The 22,108-nt window shown below is 72.9% G+C and carries 17 protein-coding genes; 12 read left to right on the top strand and 5 right to left on the bottom strand.

Features of this window, described 5'->3' with window-relative positions:
• Positions 1–18 precede the first annotated feature (18 nt).
• Genes SMD20_RS24000 through SMD20_RS23990 form a run of 3 tightly spaced genes read left to right on the top strand, consistent with a single transcriptional unit; the run spans position 19 to position 4,074 of the window.
• Positions 19–2,052, top strand: coding sequence for a glycosyltransferase family 39 protein (locus SMD20_RS24000; RefSeq protein WP_329584741.1), 2,034 nt, complete (start codon positions 19–21; stop codon positions 2,050–2,052).
• A 47-nt stretch (positions 2,053–2,099) separates the two neighbouring features.
• Positions 2,100–2,993 (top strand): glycosyltransferase family 2 protein, encoded by an 894-nt coding sequence (locus SMD20_RS23995; RefSeq protein ID WP_329584740.1) that lies wholly within the window; start codon positions 2,100–2,102, stop codon positions 2,991–2,993.
• Between the two features lie 4 nt (positions 2,994–2,997).
• Positions 2,998–4,074 (top strand): glycosyltransferase family 4 protein, encoded by a 1,077-nt coding sequence (locus tag SMD20_RS23990; RefSeq protein WP_329584737.1) that lies wholly within the window; start codon positions 2,998–3,000, stop codon positions 4,072–4,074.
• Here the strand turns inward: SMD20_RS23990 and SMD20_RS23985 are convergent.
• A complete protein-coding gene (locus tag SMD20_RS23985) occupies positions 3,960–4,934 on the bottom strand; it encodes a lysylphosphatidylglycerol synthase domain-containing protein (protein ID WP_329584734.1) in 975 nt (324 codons plus the stop codon). The genes SMD20_RS23990 and SMD20_RS23985 overlap by 115 nt on opposite strands.
• Before the next feature lie 88 nt (positions 4,935–5,022).
• On the opposite strand from SMD20_RS23985, the gene SMD20_RS23980 reads away from it, so the two are divergent.
• From SMD20_RS23980 to SMD20_RS23965, 4 genes are all read left to right on the top strand, one after another.
• Positions 5,023–5,850 carry a class I SAM-dependent methyltransferase gene (locus SMD20_RS23980; protein ID WP_329584732.1) on the top strand — a complete coding sequence of 276 codons (828 nt, stop codon included), beginning with the start codon at positions 5,023–5,025 and terminating at the stop codon, positions 5,848–5,850.
• The gene (locus SMD20_RS23975; RefSeq protein WP_329584730.1) at positions 5,847–6,770 is read left to right on the top strand and encodes a lysylphosphatidylglycerol synthase domain-containing protein; all 924 of its coding nucleotides are present in this window, start codon (positions 5,847–5,849) and stop codon (positions 6,768–6,770) included. The genes SMD20_RS23980 and SMD20_RS23975 overlap by 4 nt, the downstream gene beginning before the upstream one ends.
• A gap of 93 nt (positions 6,771–6,863) precedes the next feature.
• On the top strand, positions 6,864–7,979 hold the full coding sequence (locus SMD20_RS23970; RefSeq protein ID WP_329584727.1) for a glycosyltransferase family 4 protein: 1,116 nt from the start codon (positions 6,864–6,866) through the stop codon (positions 7,977–7,979).
• 32 nt (positions 7,980–8,011) lie between these two features.
• A complete protein-coding gene (locus SMD20_RS23965) occupies positions 8,012–9,091 on the top strand; it encodes a sugar phosphate nucleotidyltransferase (RefSeq protein ID WP_442942496.1) in 1,080 nt (359 codons plus the stop codon).
• Here SMD20_RS23965 and SMD20_RS23960 read toward each other — a convergent pair.
• Positions 9,073–10,422 (bottom strand): serine/threonine-protein kinase, encoded by a 1,350-nt coding sequence (locus tag SMD20_RS23960; RefSeq protein WP_329584723.1) that lies wholly within the window; start codon positions 10,420–10,422, stop codon positions 9,073–9,075. The two genes, SMD20_RS23965 and SMD20_RS23960, sit on opposite strands and share 19 nt — an antisense overlap.
• Before the next feature lie 124 nt (positions 10,423–10,546).
• Here SMD20_RS23960 and SMD20_RS23955 point away from each other — a divergent pair, with 124 nt between their 5' ends.
• The 3 genes from SMD20_RS23955 to SMD20_RS23945 are packed head-to-tail and all read left to right on the top strand — an operon-like array spanning position 10,547 to position 15,853.
• Positions 10,547–11,443, top strand: coding sequence for a DNA-3-methyladenine glycosylase family protein (locus SMD20_RS23955; protein WP_329584721.1), 897 nt, complete (start codon positions 10,547–10,549; stop codon positions 11,441–11,443).
• Positions 11,444–11,491: 48 nt separating this feature from the next.
• A complete protein-coding gene (locus SMD20_RS23950; protein WP_329584718.1) occupies positions 11,492–14,044 on the top strand; it encodes a bifunctional FO biosynthesis protein CofGH in 2,553 nt (850 codons plus the stop codon).
• Positions 14,045–14,104: 60 nt separating this feature from the next.
• Positions 14,105–15,853 (top strand): substrate-binding and VWA domain-containing protein, encoded by a 1,749-nt coding sequence (locus tag SMD20_RS23945; RefSeq protein ID WP_329584716.1) that lies wholly within the window; start codon positions 14,105–14,107, stop codon positions 15,851–15,853.
• Between the two features lie 45 nt (positions 15,854–15,898).
• On the opposite strand, the gene SMD20_RS23940 is transcribed toward SMD20_RS23945, so the two are convergent.
• From SMD20_RS23940 to cofD, 3 genes are all read right to left on the bottom strand, one after another.
• Entirely contained in the window at positions 15,899–16,639 is a 741-nt protein-coding gene (locus SMD20_RS23940) for a lytic polysaccharide monooxygenase (protein WP_329584713.1), read from the bottom strand.
• Between the two features lie 107 nt (positions 16,640–16,746).
• Complete coding sequence (locus SMD20_RS23935) at positions 16,747–18,045, bottom strand: coenzyme F420-0:L-glutamate ligase (protein WP_329584711.1); 1,299 nt, start codon at positions 18,043–18,045, stop codon at positions 16,747–16,749.
• Positions 18,042–18,980, bottom strand: a complete 939-nt coding sequence (cofD, locus tag SMD20_RS23930) for a 2-phospho-L-lactate transferase (protein ID WP_329584708.1) — start codon at positions 18,978–18,980, stop codon at positions 18,042–18,044. Before cofD ends, SMD20_RS23935 begins: the two co-directional genes overlap by 4 nt.
• Before the next feature lie 205 nt (positions 18,981–19,185).
• Between cofD and SMD20_RS23925 the strand changes: the two genes are divergently transcribed.
• On the top strand, positions 19,186–21,501 hold the full coding sequence (locus SMD20_RS23925; protein WP_329584705.1) for a hypothetical protein: 2,316 nt from the start codon (positions 19,186–19,188) through the stop codon (positions 21,499–21,501).
• 318 nt (positions 21,502–21,819) lie between these two features.
• Positions 21,820–22,080 carry a WhiB family transcriptional regulator gene (locus tag SMD20_RS23920; RefSeq protein WP_020546325.1) on the top strand — a complete coding sequence of 87 codons (261 nt, stop codon included), beginning with the start codon at positions 21,820–21,822 and terminating at the stop codon, positions 22,078–22,080.
• Positions 22,081–22,108 lie beyond the last annotated feature (28 nt).

Here is a 22,108-nt window from a genome sequence, read left to right as displayed (position 1 = left end):
GGATACGCTCGCTGCTCGATGGAACGTCTCCTCCCCGGCCGGGCGCTCGCCGCGCTGTCCGTCGCGCCCGCGCTGGCCGTGGCCGGCTGGCTGCTCGCGGGGCTGCCGCTGCTGCTGCTCGGCCGCTTCGCGCCGCTGCCCGCGCTGCTGCTCGGCCTGCCCGCCGCCGCCCTGCTGACCTGGGCGGGAACCCGGACGCGCACCGGGATGGAGGCCGCCTGGTGGCAGGTCGCGGCGGTGGCGGTGATCGCCGTGGCGTCGGGCGTGTTCAACGCCCTCCTGCACAGCGAGCAACTGGCCGTCCGGCGCGACCCGGCGACCTACGCCCAGTACACCGCCTGGATCGCCCGCCACGGCAGGCTGCCGATCGACGTACGTCCCGAGGCGTTCGGCGGGGCCGATCCCGCGCTGGTCTTCGAGAGCGTCGGGTTCTACCGGGTGGACGGGGGCGTGGCGCCGCAGTTCATGCCGGGGGCGCCGATGTTGTTCGCGCCCGGCGACTGGCTGGGCGTGCCGTTCTTGATGCCCGCCGTCCTGGGGGCGCTCGCCGTGCTCACCGTGGCCGGGGTGACCGCGCGGCTGGCGGGGGCGCGATGGGCGGCGGTCGCGGCGGCGGCGTTCGCGGTGAGCCTGCCGGTCCTCTACACCTCGCGGACCACGTTCAGCGAGATCCCGTCGCTGATCCTGCTGTTCGGCGGGCTGGCGCTGACGTACGACGCGCTGGAGCGGGCCGACGGGCGCCCCGGATGGTGGCGGGGCGTCTTGGCGGGCCTGGTGTTCGGGCTGGCCGTGCTGGTGCGGATCGACGGGCTGCGGGACGTGCTGCCGGTGCTGGCCTTCGCCGGGCTGCTGGTCGCGATGCGGCGGGTCGGCCGGCCTCGGGGGGCGCTCGGGCCGCCGCTGCTGGCCGGGCTGGCGGCCGGGGCGGGGCTCGGGCTGCTGGCGGCGTACCTGCTGGCGCGTTCCTACCTGAACTACCTGTCGGGCTCGGTGCGGCCGCTGCTGCTCATCTGCGCCGCCGTGCTCGCGCTCACCGCGGCCGGCACGGCCGCCGCGCCCTTCCTGGCCCGCCTGCGGGCGCCGCGCTGGGCGCCGGCGGCGGGCGCGGGGCTGGTCGTGCTGCTCATGGCCGCGCTGTACGCCCGCCCGTGGTTCCAGACCGTCACCCGCAACCCGGTGACCGACGACGACCGGCGCACGTTCGACATGATCGAGGCCATCCAGCGGGCCAACGGCCTGCCCGTGGACGGCCGCCGCCTCTACTTCGAGGAGTCGCTGCACTGGGTCGCCTGGTACGTCGGCCTTCCCGCGCTCGTGCTGGCCACGCTCGCGGCGGCGCTGCTCACCCGGCGGCTGCTGCGCGACGGCACGCCGTTCGCCTGGCTGCTGCCGCTCGCGGTGATCGGCTGGACGACGGTCACCACGCTGGTCCGGCCCGAGATCACGCCCGACCATCCGTGGGCCGCCCGCCGTCTGGTCCCGGTCGTGATCCCGGGGCTGGTGGTGCTGGCCGCGTACGGGCTGGACCGACTGCGGGCGTGGACCGGCGGCCGGCGCTGGGTGAGCGCGCTCGCGGTCGTGGCCGTGCTGGTCCCGCCCGCCGTGACCTCGATCGGCACCGCGTTCACGCCGATCGAGCGGGGCGAGGCGGCCGCGGTGGCGGCCATGTGCGCGCGGCTGCCCGAGCGGGCGTCCGTGCTGATCGTCGAGCGGGTGACCGGCGACCGGTTCGCCCAGGTCGTACGGGGGATGTGCGATGTGCCGGCCGCGTCGGTGCGGCGGCCGGACGACATGGACGTGGCGCGTGACGACGACACACGGCGGCTCGCGGAGCGGGTGCGGGCGGCCGGCCGGGTGCCGGTCGTGCTGGCCGCCGAGGCCGACCAGGTCGCGAGGTACGGCACTCCCGTGCAGGTCTTCGAGCTCACCGCCCGCCAGGACGAACGCTCGCTCGTGTCCCCTCCGGACGGCACGTGGTCGCTGCGCATGAACGTGTGGATGGCCGTCCCGGAAGGAGCCGATGTGCACTCTTCCCCTGGACGGGCACAGTAACCTCGATCCCTGTGAGCACGCTAGAGACCCCCAAGAGTGGACCTGCCGTGGAAGAAGCGCCCTACGTCACCATCGTCCTGCCCTGCTACAACGAGCAGGATCACGTCATCGACGAGGTCGAGCGCATCACGAGGGCCATGGACTCCAGCGGCTACACCTACGAGCTGGTCGCCATCGACGACTGCTCCACCGACGACACGCTGGCCCGCCTGCACGAGGCCGCGCCCGGCTACCCGCACCTGCGGGTGCGCGCCTTCCACCGCAACGGCGGCTCCGGCACCGTACGCCGCATCGGCAGCCAGGAGGCCAGGGGCGAGATCGTCGTCTGGACCGACGCCGACATGACCTACCCCAACGACCGCATCCCCGACCTGGTGCAGATCCTCGACAAGGACCCCACGATCGACCAGGTGGTCGGCGCGCGCACCAGCGAGGAGGGCTCGCACAAGCTGCTGCGGGTGCCGGCCAAGTTCGTGATCCGCAAGGTCGCCGAGATGCTGGCCGGGCAGAAGATCCCCGACCTGAACTCGGGGCTGCGCGCCTTCCGCAAGTCGGTGGCCAAGCCCTATCTGCGGCTGCTGCCCCCCGGGTTCTCCTGCGTCACGACGATCACGCTGTCGTTCCTGTCCAACCAGCACGACATCCACTACCTGCCGATCGAGTACGCCAAGCGGGCGGGCAAGTCGAAGTTCAGCTTCGTCTCCGACGCCTACCGCTACATCCTGCAGGTGCTGCGGATGATCATGTACTTCAACCCGCTCAAGGTGCTCATGCCGCCCGCGCTCTGGCTGGTGGGCATCGGGTTCGTCAAGGGCGTCTGGGACATGATCCAGCACCCCTTCTACTTCCCGGCCAACACCGTCATGATCTTCCTGTCCGGGATGCTCATCGGGTCGGTGGCGCTGCTGGCCGACCTGATCGTGCGCTCGCGGGGAGAGTAGGCGCGTGCGGATCGCGATCGTCGGGCCGACTTACCCGTACAAAGGGGGCGGAGCGCAGCACACCACCGAGCTGGCGCACCGGCTGGCCGCGCTGGGGCACGACGTGGTGATCGAGTCCTGGCGGGCGCAATATCCGTCGTTCCTCTACCCGGGGCAGCAGACGATCTCCGCGCCCGAGGGCACCCCCTATCCGGCGACCGCGCGCCGGCTCGACTGGCGCCGCCCCGACGGGTGGCTGGCCGCCGGGCGGCGGATGCGCGCCGCCGACCTGGTCGTGCTGGCCGTGCTGAGCCCGGTGCAGGTCCCGGCCTACCTGGGCATCCTCGCCGGTCTCGGCCGCCGCGCCCCCGCGCTCGCCCTCTGCCACAACGTGCTGCCGCACGAGCGCAAGCCGTACGACAGGCCGCTCATGAAGGCCCTGCTCAAGCGGGTGGACGCGGTGCTCGCCCACTCCGAGGAGCAGGCGGGGCTGGCTCGCGGGCTGGCCGACACGCCGGTGCGGGTGGCCGGGCTGCCGCCGCACCTGCCCGTGACCGGGGCGGCGGGGCCGGCCGAGGTGCGGAGGCGGCTGCTGTTCTTCGGCATGGTGCGCCCGTACAAGGGGCTGGACCTGCTGCTGCGGGCGCTGCCCGAGGGCGTCTCGCTGACCGTCGCCGGGGAGTTCTGGGGCGGGCTGGAGGAGACCGAGGCGCTGATCCGCGAGCTCGGCCTCGGCGACCGGGTGGAGCTGCGGCCCGGCTATGTGCCCGCGGACGACGTGCCGAAGCTGTTCGCCGCCGCCGACGCGCTCGTGCTGCCCTACCGCAGCGCCACCGCCAGCCAGAACGTGTGGCTGGCGCACGAGCACGGCGTCCCGGTGATCGCCACGCGGGTGGGCGCGCTCGCCGACCACGTCACCGACGGCGTGGACGGGCTGCTCGTCGAGCCGGGCGACGCCGGCGCGCTGCGCGCGGCCATCGAGCGCTTCTACGCCTCCGGCGAGCCCGAGAGGTTGCGGTCGGGGGTCAAGGCGGTCGATCCCGAGCCGTTCTGGTCGGCGTACACGGCGGCGCTGCTGGGGGACCCCACCGGCCGGGCCTGACGGCCCAGCAGGAACGACACGCCCGCCAGCGCGGCGTCGGCCAGCGTGAACGCCAGCCGCGACACGATGGCCACCGCCAGCGCCGGCGCGGTGCCGATGACCGGCCCGAGCACCAGCACCAGCGCGCCCTCCCTGATGCCCACGCCGGCCGGCACCACGACGGTGAGGATGCCGGTCGCCCAGGCGAAGGCGTAGGCCCCGGTGCCCGCCAGGTAGAGGTCGGTCCGGCCGGTGAGCAGCCAGATGTGCACGCCGTAGACGAACCAGCCGAGCACCGTCCAGGCCACCGCGACGACCACGGTGCGGCCGGGCAGCACGCTCTCCAGCGGCTCGCGCCGCGCCAGGCGCAGCGCCAGGTTGAGCCCCCAGCCCAGCACCTTCGGATGCAGGCACACGATGATCACGGGGACCAGCAGCACGAGGTACCACGCCTCGCGCACCGCCTCCAGCGAGCCCAGCGTGGCCGCGGCGATCGAGATCGCCACCCCGATGTTGATCACCAGTCCGAGCGAGATGGTGGCGAACGTGCGCCGCGGCGGGCTCCCGTGGTCGCGGCCGAGGTCCATCATCGCCGCGTACGCCCACACCGCGCCCGGGATGTACTTGCCGAGCTGGCCCACGAACATGATCCGCCCGGCGATCCGCAGCGGCACCCGCGTGCCGAGCCCCGCCATGATCTCCCGCCAGGCGATCAGCATGAAGAACTGGCCGAGCATCACCGCGAGGAACGACCCGAGCACCGCCCACGGCGACAGCGCGGCCAGCGCCGTGGTGGTGTCGTCCCAGTTGCGGGCCAGGCCGTAGCCGAGGAACCCCAGGGCGATCAGGGCGAGGACGATGCGCAGCAGCCGGCGGAGCATTCGCTCAGGCTACGCGCGTCCCGCCCGTGAGGGCCAGAGACCCGCGTCCGACCTCAAGCCCGTCAGAAGGTGGGTACTGTGGGGCCCCGTGGGGAAGCAACGCGTCGCGCAGCTCGCATACTCGGAGTTCCAGTCCGCCATGCTCGACGAGGGCAAGCGGCGGCGGAAGGCGGCGAAGATCATCGCCGTGCTGGAGCACTTCCGCGGGCCGCTCGGCGGGCTGACCGTGGCCGACATCGGCTGCTCGGCCGGGTTCATCGCCGACGAGCTGGCCGAGGCCGGGGCCAAGCACACGATGGGCGTCGACATCGACGTGCCGGGGCTGCGCAGGGCGGCCGACCGGTTCGGCGGGCGGGTGGCGTTCGTGTGCGGCGACGGCACCGCGCTGCCGTTCCCCGACGGCTCGGTGGACGTGCTGGTGTTCAACCACATCTACGAGCACGTGGTCGACCCCGACGCGGTGGTGGCCGAGATGCACCGGGTGCTGTCCGACGACGGGGTGCTCTACCTGGGGCTGGGCAACCGGCTCGGGATCATGGAGCCGCACTACAAGCTGCCGTTCCTGTCCTACCTGCCGCCCGCGCTCGCCGACCGCTACGTACGCGCCTTCGGCCGGGCCGACCACTACTACGAACGTTTCCGCACCCGGCGCGGGCTGCGCAGGATGCTGCGGGCCTTCCACGTCTGGGACTACACCTTCCCGGTGCTGGCCACGCCCACGAAGTTCGCCGGGGGAGAGCTGTTCCCCGGCGTGCTCGGCAAGGTCGTGCGGACCGTGCTCGCCCGGACGCCGCGGGCGGTCCTGCGGCTGCTGCTGCCGGTGGTGCCGACCTACCTGTGGGTGGCGACCAAGCGGCCGGTGCGGCCGGTGGGCGCGGCGCTGCCGCAGCCGCCCGAGCGGGTCCGGCCGCTGTGAAAGCCGAGGAGAGCCCGGCGACGGCCACCGGCGGAGTTCTGCAGGGACGCCGGCCGCGGGGGGCGCGGGGGCTGATCCGGGTCGTGTTCCTGCTGGTCGCGCTGGGGTTCGGCGGCTGGGCGGTGGCGCGGGAGTGGGACGGCGTGGTGGCCGGGTTCGCCCGCCTGTCGGCGCCCGCGCTGGCCGGGTCGCTGGTGGCCGTGGTGGCCGCGCTGCTCGGGGCCATGCTCACCTGGCGCACCCTGCTGGCCGACCTGGGCTCGCCGTTGCCGCTCCGGCCCGCGGCCAAGGTGTTCTTCGTGGGGCAGCTCGGCAAGTACATCCCGGGCGCGCTCTGGCCGGTGCTGGCGCAGATGGAGATGGGCCGCGACCTCGGCGTGCCCAGGGCGCGCAGTGCGGCGGCGTTCTTCCTGATGATGCCGGTCCAGCTCGCCACCGGCCTGCTGGTGACGCTCGGCACGCTGGGCTGGGACCGCTACGGCTGGCTGCTGCTGGCCCTGCCGGCGCTGCTGGTGCTGCTGGAGCCCAAGGTCATCAACGCGGTGATCGCGTTCGGGCTGCGCAAGCTGAAGCGGGAGCCTCTGGAGCGCCCGCTCACCCGCCGGGGCATGCTCGCCGCGCTCGGCTGGGCGCTGGCCGGGTGGATCGCCTACGGCGTGCACCTCTACTTCATCGTGCCGCAGGGCGGGCTGGTGTTCGCGGTGGGGGCGTTCGCGCTGTCGTGGTGCCTCGGCATCCTGACCTTCGTCGTCCCGGCGGGCGCGGGGGTGCGGGAGGTCGCCATGGTGGCGGTGCTGGCGCCGCACGTTTCGGGCGGCGCCGCCATCGCGGTGGCCCTTTCGTCCCGGATTGTCATCATTCTGGGTGACTTGATCTGCGCCGGCCTGGCGGGAATCACGGCAAGGCGCTCCTCGGTGTGATTTGGACCACGATTTAGGGGACGTTGGTCATAAGGTGAACTACAGAGGGGGACGTTCAGTCCCACGTTGATCTTGAGGGGAGAAGATCTGCGTATGCCTCGTGTGCTCGTCGATGCGGCGGCGGTTCCCGCCGACCGCGGCGCGCTTACCCGCTACGTGGACGGGCTCGTCGCGGCCCTCCACAGGGCCGGCGCCGATGTCGCTGTCGCATGCCAGCGTGCCGACGCCGAACGCTACCGGCGCCTGGCGCCCAGCGCGAACGTCATACCAGGGCCCGTCTCGATCACCAACCGGGCGGCCAGGCTCGCCTGGGAGCAGAGCAGCCTGCCGCTGCTCGCCCGCCACGCCGGCGCGGACGTGATCCACGCTCCCTACTACTCGATCCCGCTCGGCTCCGGCATCCCGACCGTCGTGACGGTGCACGACGCGACCTGGTTCGCCGAGGCCGACCAGCACGGTCCGCGGGCGGCGTTCTTCCGCTCGGCCACCCGCACCGCCGTGCGCCGTGCCAAGCGGGTGATCGTGCCGTCCAAGGCCACCAGGGACGAGCTCGTCCGCGTGCTGTCCGCCGACCCCACCAGCATCGACGTCGCCTACCACGGCGTCGACCTCGCGCTGTTCCACCCGCCGAGCGAGGACGAGATCCGCCGGGCCGCGCTGCGCCTCGGGCTGCACGGGCAGCCGTACGTCGCCTTCCTCGGCAACCTCGACCCGCGCAAGAACGTGCCCAACCTCATCCGCGGGTTCGCCTCCGCGGTCAAGGCGCTGGACAAGCCGCCCGCGCTCGTGATCGGCGGCGGCGTGCACGAGAACGACGTGGACGCCGCCTGCCGGGAGGTCGAGGCCACCGTCCGCATCATCAGACCCGGCTACCTGCACGGCCCCGACCTGCCGGGCTTCCTCGGCGGCGCGCTGGTGGTGGCCTTCCCCTCGCGCGGCGAGGGGTTCGGGCTGCCGGTGCTGGAGGCCATGGCCTGCGGCGCGCCCGTGCTCACCACGCACCGCACCTCGCTGCCGGAGGTGGGCGGCGACGCGGTCGCCTACACCGAGCCCGACTCCGACAGCATCGCCGACGCGCTCGGCCGGCTCCTCGCCTCGGCCGAGCGGAGAAAGCAACTCCAGGAGGCGGGCCTCGCCCGCGCCCGCGAGTTCACCTGGGACGCCTCGGCCGAGGCGCACCTCAGCGCCTATCAACGCGCGATCGAATAGTTCGGTAACCTCACGGAATGATGGAGAGCTCTTTGCCAGACCTCGAGGCGATCCTCCTGGTTGGGGGGCAGGGCACGCGCCTGCGCCCGCTGACACTGGGCACGCCCAAGCCGCTGCTGCCGACTGCCGGGGTGCCGTTCCTGGCCCACCAGTTGGCCCGTGCGCGATCGTTCGGCGTACGCCGGATCGTCTTCGCGACCTCCTACAAGGCGTCCATGTTCGAGCCGGCCTTCGGCGACGGCGCGGCGTTCGGGCTCTCTCTCAGCTACATGACGGAAGAGACCCCCCTCGGCACCGGCGGAGCCATCCGCAACGCGGCCGAGGCGCTCACCGCGGGGCCGTCCGACCCGGTGCTCGTGCTCAACGGCGACATCCTCTCCGGGCACGACATCGGCGAACAGGTGCGGCTGCACCGCGCGCGGCAGGCCGCTGTAACGCTCCATCTGACGGAGGTCGACGATCCCTCCCGCTTCGGCTGCGTCCCGACGGACGACGACGGGCGGGTCACGGCCTTCCTGGAGAAGACTCCCGAGCCGGTCACCAACCGCATCAACGCCGGCTGCTACGTCTTCACCCGCTCGGTCATCGACTCCATCCCCAAGGACGAGGTGGTGTCGGTGGAGCGGCAGACGTTCCCCGGGCTGATCGAGGCGGGCGAGCTGGTGCTCGGCTACGCCACCCGCACCTACTGGCTCGACGTCGGCACCCCGGCCGCGTTCGTGCAGGGCTCGCGCGACCTGGTGCTGGGCCGCCTGGAATCCCCGGCCGTGCCGGGGCCGGCGGGCGAGTTCCTCGCGCTGCCCGGGGCCGTCGTCGCGCCGACGGCCAAGGTCGAGGGCGGCACCACGGTCGGCGCGCGGGCCGTCGTCGAGGCCGGGGCCATCGTGACCGGCTCGGTGCTGAGCGACGACTGCGTGATCGAGACGGGCGCGGAGGTCACCGACTCGGTGCTCGGCAAGGGCGCGCGGGTCTGCGCGGGCACGGTGGTGCGCGGCGCGGTGATCGGCGACGGCGCCGTGGTCGGGCCGGGCAACGAGCTCCAGGACGGCGTACGCGTCTGGCCGGGCATCGAGCTGCCCGAACGGGCGCTCCGCTACTCCAGCGACGTCTGAGAGGCCGGGGCCTGGAGACGCCGGGACCTCCTCGACTCCCAGGCCCACCCTCCCAGGAGGACCATGACGGTGGTGATCACGATCAAGGGGATCACCCAGATCCTGTCGCCGTACCTGATGCCCAGCCTCGCCAGCAGGACGGCCATGCCCTCGAAGGCGTAGAAAACGGCACCGGCACCGGCGACGAACCCGGCTACGCCCCCGATGACGGCGACGGTCTCACCGGCGAGCGGCCGTAGGAGCCGGGCCGCCCGGGCACACAGCAGGCCGAACAGGCCGTGCTCGATGACGAGGAGGACCGCCAGGGCCAGGCCCCAGAAAGCGTGGTGAGGCACGATGTCGCCGATGTAGTCCCAGGGGCTGCGGAGCCGCCCGAAGTCGAGGATGTCGAGCGCGTTCGCGAGGCCGATGACGGCGAGCGTCAGGATGATCGCCATCATCGCCGCGACGCCTTTGCGCTGCCACGCCTGCTCGGGGGCCTGCTCCGGCGGGAGGATCCTGGTGCGGTCACCGCTCGGCTGCCGTTCACCGAGCATGGCCAGTCCCTGCTCGACGGTCGGCCGGTTGCCCGGGTCCTTGTCGAGCAGCCGGGTGATGAGCGGCGCGAGCCGGCCCGCCCGTCGCGGCGGCGGCGGCTCTTCCAGCAGGACCGCGGTCAGCGCCGCCGGCTGGGTGTCGCGGCGGAACGGGGAGACGCCCTCGACGGCCTGGTAGAGGGTCGCGCCGAGGGAGAACAGATCGCCGGCGGGCAGCCCGTCGGTGCCGCGCAGCCGTTCGGGGGCCATGTACTCGGGCGAGCCGATGAGCATCCCGGTGGTCGTCAGGGTGGTGTCGGTGGTGTGGAGCGCGATCCCGAAGTCGGTGAGCAGGACCCTGCCGTCCGCGGAGAGCATGACGTTGGCCGGTTTGACGTCGCGGTGCACGATGCCCGCCCGGTGCGCCGCGCCGAGCGCCGCCAGCAGTGCGCCGGCGACCTGGGCGGCCTGCTCCACCGGGAGCGGTCCGTGCTCGTCGAGGTGCTCGGCCAGCGAAGAGCCGTCGATCAGCTCCATCACGATCCAGGGCAGACCGTCGGAGACGACGTCGTAGATGGCCAGGATGTTCTCGTGGGTCCGCAACCGGACGGCGTTGCGGGCCTCGCGCGCCGCGCGTTCCAGCCGTTTGTCCTGCTCCGCCTGGGACATCCCGGGCAGCAGCTGCAGCTCCTTGATCGCCACCTCGACGCCCAGGACCTCGTCGTACGCACGCCAGACCCGCCCGAAACCGCCGGACCCGAGCAGGGTGACCAGCCGGTAGCGTCCGCCGACCCTGTAGCCAGGCTGCGCCGTCATCGCCATCCCGCCCATCTCGCCCCGCCCGACAGTTGGCCAGACTAGATCACGGGAACCGGCGCCGTGGCCCGTACCGCGAACCCAAGGGGCCGCTCCACTCCGGCCGGCGCGGCACACTGAAGGGGTGAGGGAGCGCAGGTGGGCGCCGGAAGGGCCGCTCGACGTCGGGCTGGCGTTGCAGCCGCACCGGCGCGGCGGCGGCGACCCCGCCTGGCGGCGCACCGCCGACGGGGCCGTGTGGCGCACTTCGAGGGCGCCCTCCGGCCCCTGCACCCTCCGGGTGAGCGTCGCGGGCGGCGAGGTGCTGGGGCAGGCGTGGGGGCCCGGCGCGGAGTGGGCGCTGGAGACCCTGCCGGCGCTGCTCGGGGCCGAGGACGACCGGTCCGGGTTCAGCGTCAGGCACGAGGTGCTGGCCGACGCCGCACGCCGCCACCCCGGCCTGCGCATCGGCCGCACTGGCCGCGTCATGGAGGCTCTGGTGCCGGCCGTGCTGGAGCAGAAGGTGGTGGGTCAGGAGGCCTGGCGGGCCTGGCGCTGGCTGCTCCACCGCTACGGCGAGCCCGCCCCCGGACCGGCCCCCGAGGGCATGCGGGTGATCCCCGAGCCGGCGGTGTGGCGGCAGATCCCCTCCTGGCACTGGCACCGGGCGGGCGCGGAGGCGGTGCGGGCCCGTACGATCGCGACCGCCGCCTGGCACGCCGCCAAGCTGGAGGCGGCCCGCACCACGCAGGAGCTCGACCGGCTGCTGCGCGCGCTGCCCGGCATCGGGGTGTGGACCTCCGCCGAGGTGCGGCAGCGCGCGTTCGGCGATCCCGACGCGGTGAGCGTGGGCGACTTCCACCTGGCCAAACTGGTCGGCTACGCGCTGACGGGGGAGAAGACCGACGATCCCGGCATGTTGCAGCTGCTGGAGCCGTACGAGGGGCACCGGCACCGGGCGACGGTGCTGGTCTGGCTGTCGGGGCGGCGGCCGCCGGCCCGGGGGCCCCGCATGCCGGTACGCGACTTTCGGGCGTTTTGACCGGCCCTGGGTGCGGGTGGTGAACTCAGCGCGCCGTACTGTGCCTTTATGGATTCCGTGAACGATTCCGCGCTCCGCCGCGCTCTCGCCCGCGCCCGCGACGGCAAGACCCTCGACGTCACCGAGGCGACCGTGCTGCTGCACGCGCGGGACGAGCACCTCGACGCCCTCCTCGAGCACGCCTCCCGCGTCCGCGACGCGGGCCTGGAGTCCGCCGGCCGGCCAGGGGTGGTCACCTACAGCAGGAAGGTGTTCATCCCGCTGACCAGGTTGTGCCGGGACCGGTGCGGCTACTGCACGTTCGCCACCGCGCCGCACAAGCTCGACTCGCCCTTCCTGAGCCCGGACGAGGTGCTGGAGATCGCCCGGCAGGGCGCGGCGATGGGATGCAAGGAGGCGTTGTTCACGCTGGGGGACCGGCCGGAGGACCGCTGGCACCAGGCCCGCGAGTGGCTGGACGCGCACGGCTACGACGACACGCTGTCGTACGTGCGGGCCATGGCGATCAGGGTGCTGGAGGAGACCGGGCTGCTGCCGCACCTCAACCCCGGGGTGATGAGCTGGCGGGACCTCCAGCGGCTCAAGCCCGTCGCGCCGTCCATGGGGATGATGCTGGAGACGACGTCGCGGCGGCTGTTCGAGGAGAAGGGGCAGCCCCACTACGGCTCGCCGGACAAGGACCCGGCGGTGCGGCTGCGGGTGCTGGAGGACGCCGGGCGGAGCAATGTGCCGTTCACCACCGGCATCCTCATCGGGATCGGGGAGACCGTCCAGGACCGGGCCGAGTCGATCTTCGCGATCCGGCGGGTGGCCCGCGAGTACGGCGGCGTCCAGGAGGTCATTGTCCAGAACTTCCGCGCCAAGCCGGACACCGCCATGCGCGGCATGCCGGACGCCGACCTTCAGGAACTGGCCGCCACCATCGCCGTCACACGCCTGGTGCTCGGCCCGAAGGCCCGCGTCCAGGCCCCGCCGAACCTGGTGGACGCCGAGTACGCGCTCATGCTCCGCGCCGGCATCGACGACTGGGGCGGCGTCTCCCCGCTCACCCCCGACCACGTCAACCCCGAGCGGCCTTGGCCGCAGATCGACGAGCTGGCGGCCCGCACCGCCGCCGCCGGGTTCGCGCTGCGCGAGCGCCTGACCATCTACCCCGAGTACGTGCTGGCCGGCGAGCCCTGGCTGGACCCGCGCCTGTCCGCCCACGTGGCCGCGCTCGCCGACCCGGCGACCGGCCTGGCCCGCGAGGACGCCGTGCTCGAAGGCCGTCCGTGGCAGGAGCCGGACGGCGGCTTCGTCCCGGCCGGGCGGGTGGACCTGCACGTCGAGGTGGACACCGACGGGCGCACGCACGACCGGCGCGCCGACTTCGACCACGTCTACGGCGACTGGGAGGCGCTGAAGGACCGCCTCGGCACGGCGACGCCCACGACGCCGGGCGACGTGCGTCAGGCGCTGCGCAGGGCCGCGGCCGACCCGGCCGGGCTCACCGACGACGAGGCCGTGGCGCTGCTCGGCGCGGACGGGGAGGCGCTGGAGGAACTGGCCGCCATCGCCGACGACCTGCGGCGGCAGGCGGCCGGCGACGACGTCACCTACGTGGTCAACAGGAACATCAACTTCACGAACGTCTGCTACACCGGCTGCCGGTTCTGCGCGTTCGCGCAGCGGCGCACGGACGCGGACGCGTACACGCTGAGCCTGGACCAGGTGGCCGACCGGGCGCAGGAGGCGTGGGAGGCCGGCGCGACCGAGGTGTGCATGCAGGGCGGCATCCACCCCGACCTTCCGGGGACCGCGTACTTCGACATCGCGAGGGCGGTGAAGGCGCGCACGCCGGACATGCACGTGCACGCCTTCTCGCCGATGGAGGTCATCAACGGGGCGTCCCGGACGAACCTGTCCGTACGGGAGTGGCTGGAGGCCGCCAAGGAGGCCGGGGTGGACTCGCTGCCGGGCACGGCGGCCGAGATCCTGGACGACGACGTGCGCTGGGTCCTCACCAAGGGCAAGCTGCCGGCGAAGGAGTGGATCGACGTCATCACCACGGCACACAAGGTGGGCATCCCGACCACGTCCACGATGATGTACGGCCACGTGGACAACCACCTGCACTGGGTCAGGCACATCAAGCTGATCCGGCGGCTGCAGGAGGAGACCGGCGGGTTCTCGGAGTTCGTGCTGCTGCCGTTCGTGCACACGAGCGCGCCGATCTACCTGGCCGGCATCGCCCGCCCCGGCCCCACGGCGCGCGAGAACCGGGCCGTGCACGCCCTGGCCAGGATCCTGCTGCACGGCGCGATCGGCAACATCCAGTGCTCGTGGGTGAAGCTCCAGGACGACCTGTGCCGGCAGGTGCTCCAGGGCGGCGTGAACGACCTCGGCGGCACGCTCATGGAGGAGACCATCAGCCGCATGGCGGGCTCGGAGAACGGCTCGTACAAGACCATCAGCGAGCTGCACGCCATGGTCGAGGTCACCGGGCGGCCGGCCCGCCAGCGCACCACCGAGTACGGCGTCCCGTCGGCGGAGCGGCTGGCCGCCTCGGCGGCGAGCGACGGCGTGTGCCAGAGCGTGCGGCGGGTGCTGCCGCTCGCTTAGTTGTAACTTGTTCTAACAACGGGTTGCGCCCTGACTGCGGGACCCTGACAGAATCGGCACGTGCGGTTGGGTCGGCATCGCGCCGCGCTCTCCACCGAGCAGCGGCGCAAGAAGGCGTTACGGCGTGGTCTGCTGGCCGGGCTCGCGGCCGTGGCCATCGTCGTCGCCTCGCTGACCGTGGTGTTCGGCGGCGCGGGCGCGCTGTGCTCCACGCGGGAGCCCGTTCTGGTCAGCGTCGCGGCGGCGGTGGACGTCGCGCCCGCCGTCATGGAGGCGGCCGGGCGGTTCAACGACACCAAGGCGTCCGTGGGCGGCCGGTGCGTGCTCGTCCAGGTGACCGAGCAGCCGCCGGCCACCGTCCTGCGCACGCTCATCGGCGACCGCGCGGGCGTGCTGCGCGAGCGGCCCGACGGGTGGATCGCCGACTCCTCGGCCTGGATCCGGCTGGCCCGCCAGCAGGGGGCCAGCTCGCTGCCGTCCGGGGAGAGCGTCGTCGCGACCTCGCCGCTGGTGTTCGCCACGCGGCAGTCGCTGGCGCGGCGCTTCTCCGTGGGCAACACCGAGATGAACTGGCGGATGGTCTTCCCGTCCACCGCGCGCGGGCGGCTGACGCCGACGGACGACGAGCCCGACGTCGTACGCGTGCCCGACCCCTCGCTGGCCGGGGCGGGCATCGCCACCGTGGCCGCCGCTCGCGACGTGGTCGGCACCGGGCCTGAGGCCGACAAGGCGCTGACCGCGTTCGTCCGCTGGGCGCAGGCGGGGTCGGCCCCCGACTACCGCAGCATGCTGGCGGCCGTGGATGACCGTACGTTCTGGCAGCGGCCGGTGGTCATCGTGCCGGAGCAGTCGGTGTGGAACCACAACCAGCGGCCCTCCGCCGACCCGGTCGTGGCGCTGCACCCGCGCGAGGGGACCATCGACCTCGACTACCCCTACGTCGTCACCGCCACCGACCCGGTCGCGGCCGAGGCGTCCACCGCGTTCGCCGACTGGCTGACGGGGCCGGAGGCGCAGCAGATCGTCCGGCGGGCCGGGTTCCGGTCGGGCGACGGCAAGGAGGGGCCGCTCTCGCCGGGGCCGCTGCTCCCCACCGCCGCCCCCAAGGTGCGCACGTCCGTCACGCCGCAGGACATCGACGAGGCGCTGCGGGCCTGGAGCCGGCTCGCCCCGCCCACCAACATCCTGGTGCTGGCCGACACCAGCAAGCACATGGCCGAGCCGCTGAAGGGCAGCACCCGCGTGCAGGTGGCGCTGGAGGCCGCCAGGATCGGGCTCCAGCTCTTCCCGGTGTCCACGCACATGGGGCTGTGGGAGTTCGCGGGCGGGCTGGGCCAGGTGAAGGGCTACCGGGAGCTGGTCGGGCTCGGGCCGATCAACGAGCCGGAGCGCGGGCAGGTCGTCCGGCGCAGCCGCCTGGAGGAGGCCACCGCCAGCATCACCGCCCATCCCACGCGGGCGAGCTCGCTCTACGACGCCGTGCTCAGCGGCTTCCGCCGGGTGAGCGGCGAGTACCGCGAGGAGATGAACAACACGCTGCTGGTGATCACGGCGGGCAAGGACGACGGCAAGGGCATCAGCCGCGAGCGGCTGGTGGACACGCTGCGCCGCGAGTGGCGGCCCGACCGGCCGGTGCAGATCATCGTCATCGCCTTCGGCTCCGGCGTGGACCGCGCGGCGCTCGGCCAGATCACCGCCGCCACGAACGGCTCCCTGCACGAGGCGCAGCGGCCGGACGAGATCATCGACGTCTTCCTCGCGGCGCTGGCCCGCCGCCTGTGCCACCCCACCTGCAAGCCGGCCGCATGAGAAAGGGGACGCCCCCGGCGGAGCGTCCCCTTCCCGCTCAGTGGGTCACGCGCGCTGCCAGAGCGCCGGCACGTTCGGCGGCTCCCAGCCGGCGAGCGAGGTGTGGGCCTGGACGCACCGGTAGGTGACGCCGTTGTAGGTCACCGTGTTGCCGACCGCGTACGCGACGCCCGCGCGCCACGTGCCCGAGGGGGCGGTGGTGGTCGGCGTCGCCGTCGGGGTGGGCGTCCGGGTCACGGTGGGGGTGGCGGTCGGGGTCGGGTTCGGGTTGCCGCCCCCGCCGACCTGCAGGTCGATGCAGGAGTAGAAGGCGTTGGCGGTGTCGGAGATGTTCCAGATCGCCAGGACCTTCTGGCGGCCGGTGAAGCCGGACAGGTTCACGGTGTGCGAGACCGTCGCGGGCGGCTGCTGGTTGTTGCCGCTGAACTCGGCGACCTTGGTGTTGCCGATGTAGTACTGGTAGTTGGCGGTCGCGTGCCGGGCGGTGAACGTCCAGGTGAAGGTCACCGTGGTGCCCACCGACGCCACCGGCCAGGGCTTGCTGTCGTCGTTGAGCTGGGCGAACTGCCCCAGGTTGGCGTTGCAGGTGCGCAGGCCCTTCGGACCCTCGACGCTCTGCGGCTCGTAGACGATGTTGCCGCAGTCGGGCACCTTGCCCTGGGCGCAGTTGGCCTGCCGGCTGGGCGGCGAGTTGACGTAGCCGTGGGCCAGGGCGGGGCCGGTGTTGAAGACCGTGGCGGCGATGGCCATCGCCGCCACGGCGATCAACGTGAGCATCCTTCGCATGGAAGCGGCTCCTTTACATGGGGGGATGCTCCAAATGTAAAGGAAAGTTTCCTAACGGTAAATGGTCCGGCTGACCGGCCGTGGATGCTCCGGTCAGTACGGCCAGGTCAGCGCGTCACGATGAAGTCGGCCGGATCGCGCGGCGCCCGGTCGCGCGGCGGCGCGGCGGCGTGCCCCACGGCCACGCAGCCCATCGGGTCCCACGCGGCGGGCAGGTCGAGCACCTCGCGCACCACCGGCCGGCAGAACATCGTGGACGACACCCACGCCGAGCCCAGCCCCTCGACGGCGAGCTGGATGAGGAAGTTCTCCACCCCGGCGCCGGTCGCCACCACGAACATCTCCCGCTCGGCCGCGTTGCGCCGCTCGTCGCGGTAGGTGTGCGAGCCCTCCATCACCAGGCACGGCACCACCAGGTAGGGCGCGTTGCGCAGCACGTCGCCCCGGCGCACCCGCTTGGCGATCGACTCCTCGCTGAAACCATCGCCCCGGAGGTCGGCGATCCACGCCTCGCGCATCGCGTCGAGCAGCTTCGTACGCGTCTCGGGCGACTCGACCAGCACGAACCGCCACGGCGTGGTGTGGTGCGGCGCGGGCGCGGCGATGCCCGCCGCCACCGCCCGGCGCACGGCCTGCGGATCGACGGGCTCGCCGGAGAACTCCCTGATCGTACGGCGGGCGAAGACGACGTCCCGCGAGCCGTAGCGGAACAGGTCCTCGTCGGCCGGGCGCACCAGCGGCGCGACCCCGGGGCCTTCGTCGTCGGTCACCAGGTGGGCGAGCCCGCGGACGATCGCCACCGGCACCCCGTCCAGCTTGCCCTTGACCAGCTCGGCCGCGCCGGCGATCTCGTCGGCCAGCGCCGTCACGGTCGCGCTCAGCTCGTTGCCGTAGGCGTCGGAACGGCCGCGGAAGTCGTCGAGCGGGCGCATGCCCGCCGCGCCGATCGCCACGTCGGTCAGCCCGTTGCGCCACGGCCGCCCGAACGTGTCGGAGACGATCACCCCTGCCCGCACCCCGGTCCGCTCCGCGAGGCCCGCCCGGATGCGCCGGGCCGAGGCGTCCGGGTCCTCGGGCAGGAGCAGGACGGTGCCCGGCTCGGTGTTGGAGGCGTCGACCCCGGCGGCGGCCATCACGAAGCCGTGCCGGGTCTGGGAGATCACGGTGTCGCCGCGCCGGGCGACCACGCGCTCGGTCTCGTCGGCGATGGCCTGGGAGCGGTCGGGGGCGCGGCGGACGCGGCCCTCGGCCTTGCTCACGATCTTGGAGGTGACCACGACGATGTCGCCGTCGCGCACAGGGGCGCTTGACAGCAGGGCCGCCAGGTCGTCGCCCTCGCGTACCTCGCCGATGCCCTGGACGGCGATCACCTCGACGGTGGGGGGCTGCTGGGGGGTCGTGGTCATCGAGAGAGCTCCAGGGCCAGGTCGAGAGCGGTGCGGGCGATGCCGGCCGCGGCCTCGGCGTCGTGCATGAGGATGGGACGGGACACGACCCGTACGCCGTCGAGCGCCACCCCGGCGTCCTCCTCGGCCACGAGCCAGCCGTCGATCAGGTCGGAGCCGTAGAGGTCCAGCACGGCCTGCGCGGTCGTCTCCACGCCGATGGCGGTCAGGCAGGCGTCGGCCATGCCGCGCACCGGCGCTCCACCGATGATCGGCGACACCCCGACGACGGTCTTGGGCAGCAGCGCCTCGCGGATCCCCGGGACCTGGAGGATGGTGCCGATGCTCACGACCGGGTTGGACGGCGGCAGGATCACCACGTCGGCCTGCCGGATCGCGTCGAGCACGCCCGGCGCCGGCTTCGCCTGGTCGACCCCCACCAGCGCGAACGACTGCGCGGGCACCGAGGCGCGCAGCCGTACCCACCACTCCTGGAAGTGCACGGCGCGCTTGCCGCGCTCGTCCTCGATCACCACGTGGGTCTCGCAGCGGTCGTCGGTCATCGGCAGCAGGCGCACGCCAGGCTGCCAGCGCGTGCACAGCGCCTCGGTGATCTGCGAGAGCGGGTAGCCGGCCTCCAGCATCTGCGAGCGGACGATGTGGGTGGCGAAGTCGCGGTCGCCGAGGCCGAACCACTGCGGCTCCACGCCGTACGCGGCCAGCTCCTCCTTGACGACGTGGGACTCCTTGGCCCGGCCCCAGCCCTGCTCCTCGTCGATGCCGCCGCCCAGGGTGTACATCACGGTGTCGAGGTCGGGGCAGACCCGCAGCCCGAACAGCGTGATGTCGTCACCGGTGTTGCCGATCACGGTGATCGTGGCGTCCGGCTCGGTCGCGCGCAGACCGCGCAGGAAACGGGCGCCGCCGATGCCGCCGGCGAGTGACACGATGTGCATGTCCCTCAGTCTTCCACTGGCCTTTCACCGGCCTTTCACCGGTCGTCGGCAGGCCCGGGCCGAGGGGGTGGATTCTCACCGGCTGCAACCGTGTACTTGCAGGTATAGGCCGAATTGAGATGTGTGGGGTTGCTGGGACGCCCGACGTTTGACGGGGTAATGTGGCAAACTCCCTTCGGGCCAAAGGGTCCGTTGGGGGTTAGTTGTGAGCAAAATTGACGTCACGCGGCTGCGGGAGCCGGCCGCCTGGATCATGCTCGTCGCCGGACTGACGAGCGTGCTGCTGGCGATCGGGCACCTCCTCATCGGCTCGTCGTCCGGCTCGTCCTTCACCGGTCGCGCGGCCTCGAACTTCTTCGGACTCACCGACCCGGTCGTGACCGCGCTGCTGCTCGGGGCGGTGCTCCTCGTCACCAAGATCGGCACGCCGTCGGACAAGGCCAAGGCGATCACGTACGGGGCGGCCGTCGGGCTGCTGCTCGCCTCCCTGTTCGGGATGCTGGCGCTGCTGCTCGGGCTGTTCGCCGGTGACGGCGCCCGGCCGACCGTCGAGTTCGTGCTCCTCGGGGTGCCCCGGCTGGCGTTGACGGGGGTGGCGCTCGTGTACCTCGTCCCGCAGGTGCTGCCCGCGCGGCCGGTCGCACCGGTCTACCAGGGCCATTTCGGCCAGCCCCAGCCTGGTTTCGGTGGCCCGCAGGACCAGTCGTTCGGCCCGCAGGATCAGGGGTTCGGCCCGCAGGACCAGTCGTTCGGCCGCCCGGATCAGGCGTTCGGTCAGCAGGACCAGCCGTTCGCGCAGCAGGACCAGCAGTTCGGCCAGCCCCAGCAGGCCGGCTACGGCCAGCAGCCCCCGGCCCCCCAGCTCGCACCCGGCCAGCACCCCGCCCCCCAGGACCCGCCGGCCCCGGGCTACGGCCCGCAGGATCAGCCCACCCCCGGCTACGGTCCCCAGGATCAGCCTGTTCCCGGCTACGGCCCGCAGGATCAGCCCACCCCCGGCTACGGTCCCCAGGACCAGCCTGCCCTCGGTTATGGCCCGCAGCAGGACCAGCCCGCCCCCGGCTATGGCCCGCAGGATCAGCCCACCCCTGGCTACGGTCCCCAGGATCAGCCCGTTCCCGGCTACGGGCAGCAGCCTGTCGCGGCGCAGCACGAGCAGCCTGCCGCCGGTTATGGCCAGCAGCCCCCGACGGGGCAGCAGCCCGTCCCCGGCCCGCAGTTCCTTCCCGGCCAGCAGCCGGTCCCGGGGCAGCCCGTGCCGGGTCAGCCGGAGGCCCTGCCCGCCTACGGCCGCCAGCCGCTCTCCGGCCAGCAGCCGATGCCCGGCCAGCCCCTCCCCGGCCAGCCCGAGCACCTGCCCGCCTACGGCCAGCAGCCGCCGTCCGGGCAGCACCCCGTGCCGGGCCAGCCCCAGCCGCTGTCGCCCCAGCCCCAGCCGCTGTCCGGTCAGCACTCCGCGCCCGGCCAGTACGCCCCGCCCGCCGACCCCCAGCAGCCCGCCTACGCCCCCCAACCGCAGCAGGCCGCCGACCAGGCGTACCCCCAGGTGCGGGGAGCCCTCCCGGCCGCCCCGGCCGACCAGCAGCCCCATCAGGGCTTCGGCGGCCAGGTCGCGGACTCGCCCTACGCGCCCCCGCAGGGCCTCGGCGCCCAGGACGGCAGCGGATACGGCACCAACCCCGGCTTCGCCCAGGACCCGCAGCCGTTCCCCCAGAGCCAGCCGCAGCCCTTCGGCCAGGACCAGCAGCCCTTCGGCGGCCAGGACCAGCAGCTGTTCGGGCAGCACTCCTACGCGCCCGCGGACACGGCTCCCACCGTCGACCGCCCGGCCGCCCCCGCCCACTCCCTCCCGGACTACGCCACCCCCGCGCCGTCCCCCGACTACAACACCCCGCCCCCCGTCGAGTACCAGCCCGCCCCGTACGTCCCCGCGGACAGCCAGCCCACCCTGTACGGCCACCAGAGCCCCAACCCGTACGCGCCCCCGGACTCCTTCGCCACCCCGGCCGACCAGTCCTACCCGACGGGTGAGACCTCCCCGAACGTCTCGTTCCAGCCGCCGCAGCAGCAGCAGCCGTACTACGGCCAGAACGCGTTCGACCAGCCGCAGCAGGGCGGCAGCCCCCTCACCGGCTACTCCGGCGCCGAGTTCGCCGCGACCGGAGCTCCCGGTGCGCCGGCGTACCAGGAGCCCGATCTGCCCGTGGACCCGCGCTCCCAGCAGCTCCTCGACGCCTACCAGCAGGCGGAGACGTACCAGTCGCGCGCCTACGAGACCCCCTTCGGCCACCCGCAGCAGCAGCCGCAGCAGCCGGGCGGCTACGAGCCGCGCCCGTACCAGCCGGCCCACCAGGCCCCGGCGGCTCCCGCCGCCCCCGCGTGGAACGAGGGCCAGAGCGAGTCGACGATGCGGCTCGACCAGTCGGCGCTGCGCGGCGACGCCCTCGGTGACCAGGGCCGTCCTGGAGACGACCCGATCAACCCGACTGCCATATACACCCCCAACGAGCCACGCAGGTAACGAACCGGCAATGGACGGCTAGAGAGAAGGTGGGCCACGGGCGGGTGTCTATACCGCCCTGGTACGGTTCGGACCGCTGACAGGTTGAACGACCCCTGGCGAGCCCATGTTTCAGGCGGGTTCGTCCGGGCGAGAACATCACATGCCAAGCACACCGGGGCGAGATCTGGTCTTTCCCCGGATACCTGCATGCCGCTTGACGCCGGACAGCGCACGCGCGTGTAATTACAGCCATGTTGTTATGCCTTCCCGTGGGTGGGTAATAAGGAAGGCGTTCATGGGGGGCTCCATTGCGGGCGGGCGGCAGGGAGGTGTGCAGTGACCGATCCGGTCATCGCACAGGATCAGCTTGACGCTGAAGAACTTGGCTGGCAGGAGCGTGCGTTGTGCGCGCAGACCGATCCGGAGGCGTTCTTCCCTGAGAAGGGCGGCTCCACCCGAGAGGCCAAGAAGGTCTGCCGATCGTGCGAGGTCCGTGCGGAGTGTTTGGAGTACGCACTCGAGCACGATGAGCGGTTCGGCATCTGGGGTGGGCTGTCCGAACGGGAGCGCAGACGGATCAAGCGCCAGGCCGTTTGACATAGAGGAGGAAGGGTCACGTGGGTCT

Source organism: Nonomuraea sp. LP-02 (assembly GCF_036289125.1).
Taxonomy (GTDB): domain Bacteria; phylum Actinomycetota; class Actinomycetes; order Streptosporangiales; family Streptosporangiaceae; genus Nonomuraea; species Nonomuraea bangladeshensis.
This window is presented reverse-complemented; position numbering and strand designations above follow the sequence as displayed.

Coding starts and splice junctions, on each gene's coding strand:
- SMD20_RS24000 (WP_329584741.1), top strand. CDS start 19: ATGGAACGTCTCCTCCCCGGCCGGGCGCTCGCCGCGCTGTCCGTCGCG.
- SMD20_RS23985 (WP_329584734.1), bottom strand. CDS start 4,934: ATGCTCCGCCGGCTGCTGCGCATCGTCCTCGCCCTGATCGCCCTGGGG.
- SMD20_RS23970 (WP_329584727.1), top strand. CDS start 6,864: ATGCCTCGTGTGCTCGTCGATGCGGCGGCGGTTCCCGCCGACCGCGGC.
- SMD20_RS23960 (WP_329584723.1), bottom strand. CDS start 10,422: ATGACGGCGCAGCCTGGCTACAGGGTCGGCGGACGCTACCGGCTGGTC.
- SMD20_RS23950 (WP_329584718.1), top strand. CDS start 11,492: ATGGATTCCGTGAACGATTCCGCGCTCCGCCGCGCTCTCGCCCGCGCC.
- SMD20_RS23940 (WP_329584713.1), bottom strand. CDS start 16,639: ATGCGAAGGATGCTCACGTTGATCGCCGTGGCGGCGATGGCCATCGCC.
- SMD20_RS23935 (WP_329584711.1), bottom strand. CDS start 18,045: ATGACCACGACCCCCCAGCAGCCCCCCACCGTCGAGGTGATCGCCGTC.
- cofD (WP_329584708.1), bottom strand. CDS start 18,980: ATGCACATCGTGTCACTCGCCGGCGGCATCGGCGGCGCCCGTTTCCTG.